Raw genomic sequence first — 13448 nt, forward strand, 5'->3', positions numbered from 1 at the left:
GCCGACCTCCTGGCGAGCACCCCCGACATGGATGCAGGTTGACTTCCGGGTCAATCGCCTACATTTGTGCAATCCCCTCTTCCATTTAGGGAGCCATTTCCGATGACGACGCGGATCCGAAAAGTGGCGGTGCTGGGCGCTGGCGTGATGGGCAGCGGCATTGCCGCCCACCTGGCCAACTCCGGCGTGCGCGCGCTGCTGCTGGACATCGTTCCCCCGAAGGCCGCTCCGGGCGAGGACACTTCGTCCAAGGCGTTTCGCAACAAGTTCGCGCAGGGCGCGCTGGCGAACATGCGCAAGCAGAAGCCCAGCCCCATCGTGTCCGAGCAGGTGTTCACGGCCATCGAAGTGGGCAACTTCGACGATGACATGCACCGGCTGGCCGAGTGCGACTGGGTCATCGAGGTGGTGAAGGAGGACCTGGCCGTCAAGCAGGCCCTGTTCGCGAAGGTGGAGCAGCACGCCCGCAAGGACGCCATCGTCAGCAGCAACACCTCGGGTCTCTCCATCGTCGGGATGACCCAGGGGCGCGGCGCGGAGTTCAAGAAGCGCTTCCTGGTGACGCACTTCTTCAACCCCGTGCGCTACATGAAGCTCCTGGAGCTGGTGTCCGGCCCGGAGACCGACCCCGCCGTGGTGAAGCTGGTGCACCGCTTTGGCGAGGAGGTGCTCGGCAAGGGCATCGTCTACGGCAAGGACACCACGAACTTCATCGCCAACCGCATTGGCGTGTACGGGATGATGCGGACCATCGCCGACATGGCGAAGGCGGAGATGTCCATCGAGGAGGTGGACAAGATTTTCGGACCGGCCATGGGCCGTCCCAAGTCCGCCGTCTTCCGCACCGCGGACATCGTCGGTCTGGACACGTTCATCCACGTGGCCAAGAACTGTTACGACACGCTCACCCAGGATGAAGAGCGCAACGTCTTCGCCATCCCCGAGTTCCTCCAGAAGATGGTGGAGAAGGGGATGCTGGGCGACAAGAGCGGCGGCGGCTTCTACAAGAAGAACAAGGGCGGCGAGGGCGAGAAGGAGATCCTCGCGCTCGACCTGAAGACGCTCGAGTACAAGCCGCAGCAGAAGGTGCGCTACCCGTCGCTGGGCGCCGCCAAGGACATCGAGGACGTGCGCGAGCGCGTGGCCTCGGTGCTCAACGGCGATGACAAGGCCGCCAAGTTCGCCGAGCACGTCACCCTGGACGTGCTGGCCTACACGAGCCGCCGCATCCCCGAGATTGCCGACGACGTGGTCAACGTGGACCGCGGCGTGCGCTGGGGCTTCGGCTGGGACCTGGGGCCCTTCGAGGTCTGGGACGCCTACGGCGTGAAGAAGGGCGTGGAGCGCATGAAGGCGCTCGGCCTGCAGCCCGCCAAGTGGGTGGAGGAGATGCTGGCCAAGGGCCGCACGTCCTTCTACGGCGTGGAGAACGGCCGCGACACGTACTGGGACATCCCCACCCAGTCCGTGAAGGTGGTGCCGGAGAACGCGCGCACGATGCGCGTGGAGTACCTCAAGCGCGGCAACAAGAAGATTACCGGCAACGACAGCGCCACGCTGTGGGACATGGGCGACGGCGCCACGCTCTTGGAGTTCCACTCCAAGATGAACTCCATCGACGATGACATCATCGCGATGATGAACACCGCGCTGGACGAGACGGAGAAGAACTTCCGCGGTCTCGTCATCGGCAACGACGGCTCCAACTTCTCCGCCGGCGCCAACATCATGGCGATGCTGATGGCGGCCAAGAGCGAGGAGTTCGACGCCATCCGCAAGATGGCGGCGGCGTTCCAGGCGGCCAACCAGCGCATGCGCTACAGCCCGGTGCCGGTGGTGACGGCGCCCTTCAACCTGACCCTGGGCGGCGGCGCCGAGGCGGCCATGGGCGGCAACGCCATCCAGGCCAGCGCCGAGACGTACATGGGCCTGGTGGAAGTCGGCGTGGGCCTGATTCCTGGCGGCGGCGGCACCATGATGCTGCTGCGCAACGTGTTCGGCGCCTACGCGGCGGACAAGGACTTCGACGCGCTGCCCTTCCTCAAGAAGGTCTTCCTGGCCATCGGCATGGCCAAGGTCGCCACCAGCGCCGAGGAGGCCCGCGAGATTGGCTTCCTGTCCGCGCAGGACGGCATCACGGCCAACCGCGACTTCCTCCTGTCGGACGCGAAGGCTCGGGTGCTCGGCATGGCGGACGCGGGCTTCCGTCCGCCGCGTCCCACCCGGTTCCGGCTGCCGGGGCCCAGCGGCGCGGCCACCATCGACATGATGCTGTACGACATGCAGCTCAATAATCAGATCAGCGCCCACGACCGGAAGATCGCCCAGAAGCTGGCGCGCGTGCTGTCCGGTGGTGACACCAGCCCGCAGGTGCTCGTCACCGAGGAGCGGCTGCTGGAGCTGGAGCTGGAGGCCTTCTTGAGCCTCATCGCCGAGCCGAAGACGCAGGACCGCCTGATGTTCATGCTGGAGAAGGGCAAGCCGCTGCGGAACTAGCGGGCGGCCTGTACTCATTGGTTTCCATGAAACGCCATCTGAAATCAGCCCGGTGGCTCACCGGGCAAGGAGACACCTGAGATGCCCGGTCGAGTCGTGATTGCCAGCGCGGTCCGCACGCCGTTCACCCGCGCGCACAAGGGAGAGTTCAAGGATACGCGGCCGGATACGCTCGCCGCGCTCGCCATCAAGGAGGCGGTTGCTCGCGTCCCTGGCCTCAAGCCGGCGGAAGTCGAGGACGTCATCCTCGGCTGTGCCATGCCGGAAGCCGAGCAGGGCATGAACGTGGCGCGCAACGCCAGCCTGCTGGCCGGTCTGCCGGACACCGTTCCGGGCATGACCATCAACCGCTTCTGTTCCTCCGGAACGCAGGCGATTGCCCAGGCGGCCCAGGCCATCCAGGCCGGGATGATCCAGGTGGCCATCGCCGGTGGCACCGAGTCCATGACCATGGTGCCCATGGGTGGCAACAAGGTCAGCGCCAACCCTGAAATCATGCAGCAGCACCCGGAGGTCTACACCTCCATGGGCGTGACCGCGGAGAACATCGCGGCGCGCTTCGGTGTCTCGCGCGTGGACGCGGACGCGTTCGCCGCGGAGAGCCAGCGCCGTGCCGCCACCGCGCGGGAGCAGGGCAAGTTCAACGAGGAGATCTTCCCCGTCACCACGACGATGTACGACGAGGACGGCGCCCCCAAGCAGGTGACCGTCTCCGTGGACACCATCCTCCGTCCCGAGACGACGGCGGACGGTCTGGCGAAGCTCCGCCCCGCGTTCAACCCCAAGGGCATCGTGACGGCCGGTAACGCGTCCCCGCTGACCGACGGGGCCGCCGCCGCGGTGGTGATGAGCGAGGAGAAGGCGAAGGAGCTGGGCGTCAAGGCGCTGGGCTACTTCCTCGACTACACCGTGGCTGGCGTGCCGCCGGAGATCATGGGCATCGGCCCGGTCCCCGCGATCCGCAAGCTCTTGGAGCGCAACAAGCTGAAGGTCGAGGACATCGACGTCTTCGAGCTGAACGAGGCCTTCGCGGCGCAGGCGCTCTACTGCATCCGTGAGCTGGGCATCCCCCAGGACAAGGTGAACCCGAACGGCGGCGCCATCGCCCTGGGCCACCCGCTGGGCGTGTCCGGTGCGCGCATGGTGGCCACCATCCTGCGCGAGCTGAAGCGCCGCAACGGCCGCTACGGCGTCGTCAGCATGTGCATCGGCGGTGGCATGGGCGCCGCCGCGCTCGTCGAGCTGGCGAAGTAATCCAGCCGCTCGCTGAGTTGAAACTTCGGGCGGACGGAGCTTCAGGCTCCGTCCGCCCGTTTCATTTCGTCGCCACGAATCAGGGCGACTCAGGCAGGAAGAAGTGGGGTTGCGCGCCGCTCGCGAGCTTCCCCACTCGGCCGGTGGCCACCTGCACCACCCAGGTGGTGCCCGAGAAGCCGAACAGCACGTGGTCGCAGCTCGGGGTGAACAGGCGCACGGACACGGAGGGCTCGTAGTCGTGGAAGCCGCGCTTGCGCCCCTCGATGGTGACAAGTGTCTTTCGCTCGCCGCTGACGGAGACGAGGGTGATGCCCTGGTCATCCGACTCCAGGGTCTGTGAGCGCGCGGGACACGAGTCCAGGTGGCCCGCTTGAGGCGGCAGTCGCGAAGGCGGCACCTCCTCTCCCACGGCGCGGCGAGAGCCATCCGAGACGCGAACCCACTGCGCGCCGCCGCTCTCGTGCGCCAGGTAGACCTCGGTGCCCTCCGCGTTCCAGTTGGGATTCAGCGCCCAGGAGTCGTTCTGGGCCGGCAGGCGCGTGACTTCCAGCGTGGTGGTGTCCACCAGATAGACCGCGTCATCGTCCTTCCAATCCCGCTGAGGAAGGCTGAAGTCGGCGTGCCGCACGGCCGCCACGCGGGTGCCATCCGGAGACAGCCGCGCCTGACTGACGCGTCGTGCGAGCGAGGGCACCGAGCGCTCACGCGAGCCGCCCTGATCCGCCACGTAGAGGTTCGTGTCGGGGTCCGAGAGGATCCACAGCTGGCCATCCGCCGTGTAGTCCAACACCGAGCGATTCGTGGGGAACACCCGCGCGCGCTCCGAGCCGTCCAGGCGCACGCGCACGAGTCCTTCCTTCGTGCCCAGGTGAATCATGGGGCGCTCGGTGACGAAGGCCGTGTTCGCCTCCGCGCCGACAATCCGCCCCTCCGAGCCACCGCACCCGCTGACGAACGGAGCGAGTCCCAGGAGCATCGACAGCCAGACCCGTTGCTTCATGTGCCGAATCCCCCTGCCATGCGAAGCCGTCATAGCCTCGCATGAATGGGGGCCGCTTGGGGGCTCAGGCGGGCCGGTGCCGCATGCGCGGGCCCATCGTGCCCGCTCGCGAGAACCGGAGCGGGCAGGGAACTCAGGCCGGGGGCTCGGTGTCGTCGACGGGGATTCCGGCCGAGCGCAACACGCGCAAGGCATTGGTGGTGTCCACCACGCCTTGGCGGAGCTGATAGTCGAACACCATCTTCCCGTCCTCGAGGTGGTCGCGGAAGTGGACGTTGCGCACGTGCGAGCCGGGCAGGTCCGCCAGCGTGGCCAGGGACAGGTCATGCGTCGTCACCGCGCCGCACGCACCCGTGGCGAGCAGCAGCCGGAGCACCTCGCGCGAGGCAATCTGTCGCTCGCGCGTGTTGGTGCCCAGCAGGATTTCATCGAGCAGGAACAGGGCCTGGCCTCGCGCGGCCTCTGCGGCATCCAGCACGGCCTTGATCCGCTGCACCTCGGCGTAGAAATACGAGACGCCGCGCTCCAGCGAGTCCTTGACCCGCATGCTCGTGAGCACCTGCATGGGGGACAGCGCGAGCGACCGCGCGCAGACAGGCGCACCGGCCAGCGCGAGGACCACGTTGGCGCCCACCGCGCGCATCAGTGTCGTCTTGCCGCTCATGTTGGAGCCGGTGATGAGCAGCGCGTGGCTCGGGCCGGGCAGGGACACGTCATTGGGGACAGGCGCGTCGAGCAGGGGATGGCCCAGCGCCGTGGCGACCACGCGTGGGCCGTCCGACTCCAACTGGGGCCACGCGAAGCCGGGACGGTCGAACGCGAGCCCGGCCACGCACGAGAGCGCCTCCAGCTCCGCGAGCGCCGAGAACCACTGTCGGATGTGCTTGCCGTGGGCCGCGCGCCAGCGCTCCAGCGCGAACAGTGCGTGGATGTCCCAGAGCGTGAGCCAGTGCACCAGGGGATGGAACTGGTGCCGCTTGAACTCGATGAGCGAGTAGAGCCGGCTGAAGCGTCGGAAGTGCGCGGACACGGGCAGCTCGCCCGAGGGCTGGAGTCCGGACTGGAGCTGGCGCAGCAGCGGGTGCTCGAAGGTCTGCTGTTCGACGCGCTCGAAGAGGGGGGCGTACTTCGCGAAGCCGCGCTCTCCGGCCTCCACGCCCTCGTCCATGTGGCGCAGCGTGCGCCGCGTGAGCACCGCCACCCCGAGCTGGGCCATGAGGCCCACCCAGACCGTCCACCCAGGAATCACGCCGAACTCACCGAGCAGATAGAGCGCCAGCGTGATGGGCGGCAGCGCCACCGCGAGAGGCCGAGCCCAGCGAATGGCGTTCAGGGACGGACCTGCTTCGGCCCACTGGATGAAGAGGCCGGGGTCCGCCTTGTCCTTGGCCACCACGCGCGCGTCCACGCACAGGTCCTGGCGGAAGCCCACGCGAGGAGCCAGCTCCCGCGCCGCGCCTTGCCGCGCGAGGATGACGTCCGAGGTGGCGGGGGCGGAGAGCCACTCGGCCAATCGCTCCTCGCCCGCGCGGGTGGCGGTCTCGTTGAGCAGTTGGAAGAGGCTGCCCTGGCCAAAGACATCCAGGTCGGGCGTGTACAGGTGGGCGGGTGAGAGGAATCGCTCTCCGCGCTCGATGAACTCCCGCCAGCCTCCGCTCAGGCGGGCGAGTCCGCGCTCATTGAGGAGCACGTACAGCCGGGCGCGCGCCTCGCGCAGGAACACCTGGTGGTGCAGCACGGCGAGCACGCCATAGCCGACGACCGCGAGGGCCACGACCCACCAGGCGGGACGCGGCAGCCGACCCATGAGGATGAGCACGGCGACGATGGCGGCGACGAGGAAGGCCACCGTGCGCAGGTTGGCGTAGCGCGCGCTGACGGTATCCAGGGCGGCCAGGTCCGCCTGCGCGGAGGCTCGGCGGGCGGTGTAGGTGGGGTGCGGATTCGACGGTTCGGCGGTGGGGGACACGATGGCCGGGCATGCTGTGCGTGCGCCCCGCCAAGAGCAAGGACGGAGGCGGTTTCCTGGGGCCAAAGGATTCGAAGCCGGACGGGAAACCCCCAGATTCCGTGTCAGACCCTCCAGGTACTGTTCTTCCCATCGCAGCCAAAGAGCAGCGACGGGGGAGCAATCATGAGCACGTCTGTGATTGATAATCGGGTCGAGGTCGTCTTCAGCTTTGACACCACGGGCAGCATGTATCCGTGCCTCGCGCAGGTGCGCAAGAAGCTGGGGAGCGCGGTGGCCCGCCTGACGAAGGAGATTCCGGGCATCCGCATCGGCATCATCGCCCACGGCGACTACTGTGACGAGCGCTCCACCTACGTGACGAAGGCGCTGGACCTCACGGACGACGCGAAGGCCATCACCCGCTTCGTGGAGAAGGTGGAGCAGACGGGGGGCGGAGACGCGCCGGAGTGCTACGAATTGGTGCTGCACCAGGCGCAGTCCTTGTCATGGACGCCGGGCTACACGAAGGCGTTCGTGTTGATTGGGGATGATGTTCCGCACGCGCCCGCGCAGAACCCCAAGCGTCTGGATTGGCGTCAGGAGGTGGACGCGCTGGGTAGGATGGGCGTGCCGGTGTACGGGGTGCAGGCGCTGAACCGGCGCCACGCGACGTCGTTCTACAAGACGCTGGCGGAGAAGTCGGGGGGCTTCCACCTGAGTCTGGACCAGTTCGCGCACGTGACCGACATGCTGTTGGCCGTTTGCTACAAGCAGTCGTCGGACGCGCAGCTCCAGTCGTACGAGGCGGAGGTGTCGCGCGAGGGCCGCATGAGTCGCGGCCTGAACTCGATGTTCAACACGATGCTGAAGCGGGCCACGTCGACGGTGTACGGCGAGGCGGACCTGCGAGCGGTGCCCTCGGGGCGCTTCCAGGTGTTGGACGTGGACGAGAACACGGCCATCAAGGAGTTCGTGCAGGAGAACGGCCTGCGCTTCAAGACGGGCCGAGGCTTCTACGAGTTCACCAAGACGGAGACCATCCAGGGACGCAAGGAAGTGGTCTTGATGGACCGCAAGACCGGCGACCTCTACAGCGGCGAGCGAGCGCGAGAGATGCTCGGCCTGCCGGAGGGAGAGACGGTGCGCATCCGCCCGGCGAGCCTGGAGAAGTACGTCGTCTTCGTGCAGAGCACGTCGGCCAACCGCAAGCTCATGGGCGGCACGCGGTTCCTCTACGAAGTGGAAGACTGGGACGGCGCGCGCGGCGTCGCGGCCTGAATGGGACCTGGGTGGGATTGAGACGCGCCGCGTTGCCAGCCTCTATGCTCCCGAACTTCCGATGCGATCGGTAAAGAGGCGCTGCGGTGGACCGCTGCGCCGCAACAGGGGGACGATCATCGTGCCGGCAACAGCTACACAGCCGCTCATACGGGTGGGCTCGCCAACCCGCTCGGCTACTGAGAGAATGGGCGCTCCCGTGAGGCGGAGGTTGCCTATGACTACACCTGACAATAGCGGTACGCCCGACAAGGTTACTGGTCCAGCGCAGCACCAGCCTATTCTCGGAGCGCGCGTTGGGCGACTTATCGGCGTGAGCCTGGACGGTCAGCCATTGGTTCGGTTCGAAGGCTTTCCTGAGCCGATTCCGGCCCGGAACTTTGTAGCTCTCGACATGGCGCAGCTCCGCGTCGCGGTAGGAGAGCAGCGTCAGGTCGTACTGTTCTTCGAAAAGGGGGACCCTTCGTGCCCCCTACTGGTCGCCATCGCGCGGGATTCCAATGTGCCGTCTTTCCTGGAGCAACTTCTGGAAGAGGCGGGTCGGCCCGGTGACCTCAAGACTCCCTCGCCCGTTGAGCCTTCGCCCGCTGCGGTGGTCAAGGCAAAGAACGCCGTGCCGGAGGAGCGCGTGGTACTCGGAGCGCAGCGGGAACTCGTTCTTCAGGTGGGTGAGGCGAGCATCACGCTGCGCAGGGATGGCACCATCCTCTTGCGTGGCGTTCGGGTGGAGAGCCGCGCTTCGGGGCTTCAACTCATTCGCGGTGGTAAGATCGAGTTGAACTGAGTCCGACGGAGGCAGGCATGGGAACGCACCTCTCGGGCGCGGGCGAGTCGAAGGCTCGGCTCAAGCGCTCTCACGATTATCGGGGTGAGGGCTACAAGCACATCAAGGTTGGAGCCCGCAAGAACGTCTACCAGGACCTCGATGTCATTCAGGGCGTGCTCCAAGCACGTGGTACGCGTGCCCGTGACAAAGGGGTGAAGGCAGGCAGCAAGGCGCATGCGCGGCGCTACACCTTCACGTATGGAAACAACTTTCAGCTCGGGCAGTCCCCGTATGTCAACCAGGGGCATCACCTGCTCCCAGAGGAGGCGTTCTCCGATAAGTTTTTCGACAGCAAGCAGCTCAGGATGCTGCAAGGGGTGGATTACAACATCAACAATGGGGAGAACATCATCTTCCTCCCCGCGAGACAGAAAGACACGGCGTTCCATCTTCTGCCATTTCATCAAGGCAGCCATCCAGACTACACCCGCCAAGTCAATGTGGATATGCAGGCTGTCAAGCGCGCGTTATCGAAGGCTCTGCAGAAGGACAAGAAGCACAAAAAGTGGAACCCTCCAGAGGATCTCAAGGACAAGCTGATGAAGCTCCAGGAGGATTACTGGGACATGCTGGTGGCCGCCGGTCCCATCCCCATCAACAAGTTCGCGAAGGCCGCTCCCAAGAAGAAGGGCCTCACGAAGAGCAAGAAGCCCTGACCGAGGAGTCTGTTTCTGTGAGCTATTATCCCTGGGTGAATGACGCGGAGGATGAGTCCTTCGCGTGGCTGGATTCGCACCGCAAGGAAGAGTTGGATGAGAACGGCTACCTGCTGACGGAGGGGGTGTCCTGTAGGGATTGGTTTCCAGAGGGACTCGTCTTCGACTTATCGAAGGAGGATGGCAGCAAGCTGACCGACAGCATCCCCAATACCTCTGCCCTTCTGGTGGTGTCCGAGAAGCTCAAGGGTATCCTGGAGCGGGAGACGACTAGAGGCACCATCGAGTTCCTGTCGGTACGTCTACGTACGCCGCGCAAGAAGGTGTTGGCCGCGCCCTACTTCATCGCCAACGTGCTCTCCACGGTGGCCTGTATGGATGCGAAAAAGTCCGACTTCACGATGGACTCCATCATCAAGGATCAGGTTCATCGTTTCCGGAGGCTGGTGCTCCAGGAAAAGAAGATACCCAAGGACACGAAAGTCTTCCGGCTGGCAGAGCAGGCCCAGCTTATCCTCGTCCGAGAAGACCTGGGGCAGACCATCCTGGATGAGGACTGCACCGGGATGTTCTTCCAGGATCTAGACGATTACGGCTCCGAGTTCCGCAAGCGGGTCGGCTCGTAGGCGCTCCGCGTTCGCAGAGGATAGGCGATAGCTCATGCTCCAAATGGATCTCACTCGCGAGAACGCGCTCGCCGCGGTCGAGGAACTCGAGGAAGGCCTTCGCCAACCTCTCACGCTTCTTCAACGTGAGGAGTTGCTGACTCGGCTTTCCTCCTATCGCCGCATTGCCGCCATCAGCGCGTTGCTGGCAGAGGGAGACGTCCCGGCCTTCCGCCACGAGCTGCGCCTGTCCGCGACGGTGCGACGGGAGTTGCTGCTCTCCAGTCCGGGGTCGGCGGCGCCGAGCCGGTTCCGCTGTGCCAGCAGGTTGGATCCCTTGTTCGACACGCTCGCCGCCGGGGAAATGGGCCTCGCCCGCGACATTGCCAAGCATTCCCCGCACCGCTGGGTGGCGGACGAGGAGTTCGAGGACGACTTCCGCTATGCCGACTTCCTTCGCGAGCACCTGCTCGCAGGCGCGAAGTCCTCTTCCCCGGGGGAGGAGCGGGCACTCGCGGCCTTCCAGAAATGCTCCGGCGACAGTGGCTCCCCGCGGCTGACCGTGTGTGAGTCGCTCTCCAACCGGGACCAGGAGGCATTCGATGCCGTCCTGGAGGATCTGCTCTTCGAGCGCGAAGCGGAGTTCCAGAATGCAGGCCCACCCCTCCATCCTCAGCGCTTCCACACCGAGCGCCACATCTTCATCGAGGGCCTGGCCTTGCTGCGGCTGGCCGTGGAGCGTGGCCTGAGTACGCAGCCTGATTATCGGATGATGCCGGGCTTGGTCAGGCGTTGACGCTCCACTTCACTGTGTCATGGGCGCCCGCATGTGAAGCGCGGCCCGCTCCCCCGCCCACCCCCAGAGCCACGCCAGGATTCCGGACGCCGGTGCATGACCCCGCGCGAAACTTCGTGACGCCATGCAGACGGCCAAGGCTCCCGTTGCCGCGCCCACGCCTCCCCACGCGTCCGCAGGATGCCACGTGGGCAACTCCCTCAGCGGCGAGCCCGCCATCCTCACCTGGGCATAGCCCCAGTCCTGGGCCCGCTGGGTCGTACCGTCGAGGTCTGCGAAGACGAGGCCCGTCTGCCGCCCCCGGTCCTCTAGGAGCCCGAGCGTCTCATTGAGCACCGACGTCAGCGCGACTCCCAGGTGAGGCCGGCCGGAGAACATGTGGGTCGATTCAGCGGCGGAGGTCATCGCATCGATGTAGGCGTGGACTGCTGCGCCTCGGCGGGCTGGCGCGTTCGTCTTCTCTACCAGCACGAAGGCCGCGCATTCTCCGGGCATCAGTCCCACTGGCCGATTGGGCGTCTTCAGCAGCCGTAGTTGCTCCAGTGCGTCCAACCACTCGGGCTCAACGAGGCTGTCGATACCGCCCACGATACACCGCTCCACCTCGCCCGACCTAAGTGCGTGCTCCGCCGCGCGCAATGCGGTGACGAAGCCAGGCGAGTCACCGAAGAAGACCTCTTCCCTTGAGACACCACCCGGCAAGGCGGCCTGAGCGAGCAGCCTTGGAAGCAGCGTTCGTGAGTACCGCTCGCGCAGTTGCTCCGCGAGCGAGGGCTCCTCTTCGGAGCGCTCCACCTCGCTGGAGCCCTCGTCTTGTCCGGACGCGAGCGCCTCTCGCTTTGCGGTCTCGCGCACATGCCGCTCCGCGGCAGCGAGGAGGAATCCGCTTGGCAGGTTGAGGAAGATGCCGGTGCGCGGTCCCGCGGTCAATCCGGTCTGATGGACGAGGTCCGCCAAAGCCGCCACCCCAAGCCGCACCATCCTGCCCACGCCGCTGAAGCCCTGCGTGAGGTGCGGTATGGCATGTCCCGTGATTGGCAACTCCTCGCCCGAGTCCTCGTCAACGCAGGAAGTGCCCGCCAGCGCCTCCGGGCGGGCAATCCCCACCCGGGCGGCCGCGCAACTTCCCACCACTCCATCCCCCAAGGACGACACCAGCCCCAGTCCTGTTACCGCGAGCGCACCTGGAGGTGGCGGAGACTGGCGGAGCACTGGCGGAAAGAGTTGCTCGTCCACCTCTGGCAACCCCTTCGATCCGGCGAAGGTACGGGGCAGCGCGCGGAAGGGGCCAGTGCTGAGCCCCCCTCGTACCGTAGGCCGCATGGCCTGCAAGAATTTCCATTGTCGCAACGCCCAGCTCCGGGTGGACAGTTGCCAATCACCTTGACTGCGCACGGCCAATTCGAGCGCCAGCGTCGCATGTCTGCGCATGGAGCCAACGGTGAGGGCATCGAGGAGTGGCTCGGCCGCGAAGGGCTTCCCGGCGAGGTAGCGCCCCTCGGGAGGGAAGTGACTCTGGGCCTCTTTCCACCAGCGCTCTATCCGCTGGGGCTCGGGGCGAGGGAGTTCTGCCTCGGGGCCGAGAGGCGTAGGGTCCTCCTTCTCGGGAGCATTCGGCGCCCAGTCCTCGCGTGTCACTGCGAGTGCGCCGGTCAACTCCAAGCCCGTGATGGCGCAGAAGGCCTCCGCAGCCAAGGGCGCGACGGTCTCGTCTCGCATGGCCTCGAGCAGTGGCTTCACGGCGGTAATGCGCCCGCTAAGTCCGAGGGCCCAGAGCGCGTCCCGCCGCAGCGTCGGTTCCGGCAGCGCCTGGAGGAGGAGGTCTACGTCCTGGAGGTCTCCGCCCAACGCAAGAAGCGCCGCAGGCCCACCCCACCCCGGCCCCAAGCGGTGGACGGCTTCGACGCAGATTCTCCATGCGCCGAGGTGTCCCAGGAGAAAGGCAGTCTCGAGCGCCGTGTTGCGCACTTCCGGCACGTCCGCTCCGAGGGTGCGGTCGAGTGACGAAGATCTCAGCCGCGAGGGAAATCGGCGGGCGGCGCGCAGCACCGCGCAAGCCAGCGGTGCATTGCTCGCGGCGAGGAAATCGTCCAAGTCTTGAGCGGGATCTGCCTCCCACTGCGTGAGGATATCAAGCACACGGGCCTGGACGACGGTCGTGGCATTCCTGAGGAGTGCGTGCAACCGAGGCACCGCGTCCACGCGGCGGGTGAGTTCCAGGGCTCGTGCCGCTCCCTGACTCGTCGGCTCCACGTCGACGCTGAGCGTGGTGAGCACGGCGTCGAGCCCTTCTTCTCCGCCCTGCATGAGGAGGACAGAGCATGCGCATGCGACAGTCTCCAGTTCCTCAGACGCCAGGGCGGGCTGCAGTAACTTGCGATTGACCGTTGGCCCACCCAACACCAATGCATCGAGGCAGGCGAGAAGCCTCTGCTCGGGACCTTCCAGGATGTCCTGAAGAGAGTAGTCGGGTGAGCCCAGCCCCTGCTCACGCTGCCTCCAGAAGAAGGCAGCATCCGCGAGGAAGTCTCGCGCCATGTCCATTCGGGGCGAGGCATCTGGCGGCGCGGAGGATGCGCCGGT

At 66.2% G+C, this 13448-nt stretch carries 10 protein-coding genes; 7 read left to right on the forward strand and 3 right to left on the reverse strand.

Annotated features, from left to right (window positions below; all coding sequences use genetic code 11):
* Positions 1–102 precede the first annotated feature (102 nt).
* Together JGU66_14180 and JGU66_14185 are read left to right on the forward strand one after the other, a co-directional pair.
* The gene (locus JGU66_14180) at positions 103–2496 is read left to right on the forward strand and encodes an enoyl-CoA hydratase/isomerase family protein (GenBank protein ID MBJ6761918.1); all 2394 of its coding nucleotides are present in this window, start codon (positions 103–105) and stop codon (positions 2494–2496) included.
* 81 nt (positions 2497–2577) lie between these two features.
* Complete coding sequence (locus JGU66_14185; GenBank protein ID MBJ6761919.1) at positions 2578–3750, forward strand: thiolase family protein; 1173 nt, start codon at positions 2578–2580, stop codon at positions 3748–3750.
* A gap of 79 nt (positions 3751–3829) precedes the next feature.
* Here JGU66_14185 and JGU66_14190 read toward each other — a convergent pair whose 3' ends face one another.
* Entirely contained in the window at positions 3830–4753 is a 924-nt protein-coding gene (locus tag JGU66_14190; GenBank protein ID MBJ6761920.1) for a hypothetical protein, read from the reverse strand.
* A gap of 133 nt (positions 4754–4886) precedes the next feature.
* On the reverse strand, positions 4887–6722 hold the full coding sequence (locus JGU66_14195; GenBank protein ID MBJ6761921.1) for a DNA mismatch repair protein MutS: 1836 nt from the start codon (positions 6720–6722) through the stop codon (positions 4887–4889).
* 165 nt (positions 6723–6887) lie between these two features.
* Here JGU66_14195 and JGU66_14200 point away from each other — a divergent pair, with 165 nt between their 5' ends.
* The 5 genes from JGU66_14200 (at position 6888) to JGU66_14220 (ending at position 10865) form a co-directional block, all read left to right on the forward strand.
* Positions 6888–7982 (forward strand): VWA domain-containing protein, encoded by a 1095-nt coding sequence (locus tag JGU66_14200; GenBank protein ID MBJ6761922.1) that lies wholly within the window; start codon positions 6888–6890, stop codon positions 7980–7982.
* Positions 7983–8199: 217 nt separating this feature from the next.
* The gene (locus JGU66_14205; GenBank protein MBJ6761923.1) at positions 8200–8766 is read left to right on the forward strand and encodes a hypothetical protein; all 567 of its coding nucleotides are present in this window, start codon (positions 8200–8202) and stop codon (positions 8764–8766) included.
* Positions 8767–8783: 17 nt separating this feature from the next.
* Positions 8784–9464, forward strand: a complete 681-nt coding sequence (locus tag JGU66_14210) for an AHH domain-containing protein (protein ID MBJ6761924.1) — start codon at positions 8784–8786, stop codon at positions 9462–9464.
* A 17-nt stretch (positions 9465–9481) separates the two neighbouring features.
* Positions 9482–10090: a hypothetical protein gene (locus tag JGU66_14215; protein ID MBJ6761925.1), complete on the forward strand. Its 609-nt coding sequence runs from the start codon at positions 9482–9484 to the stop codon at positions 10088–10090.
* A gap of 43 nt (positions 10091–10133) precedes the next feature.
* On the forward strand, positions 10134–10865 hold the full coding sequence (locus JGU66_14220) for an immunity 49 family protein (GenBank protein ID MBJ6761926.1): 732 nt from the start codon (positions 10134–10136) through the stop codon (positions 10863–10865).
* Between the two features lie 9 nt (positions 10866–10874).
* On the opposite strand, the gene JGU66_14225 is transcribed toward JGU66_14220, so the two are convergent.
* Positions 10875–13403 carry a TIGR02270 family protein gene (locus JGU66_14225; GenBank protein ID MBJ6761927.1) on the reverse strand — a complete coding sequence of 843 codons (2529 nt, stop codon included), beginning with the start codon at positions 13401–13403 and terminating at the stop codon, positions 10875–10877.
* Between the last annotated feature and the right edge of the window lie 45 nt (positions 13404–13448).

The organism is Myxococcaceae bacterium JPH2, from assembly GCA_016458225.1.
GTDB lineage: Bacteria > Myxococcota > Myxococcia > Myxococcales > Myxococcaceae > Citreicoccus.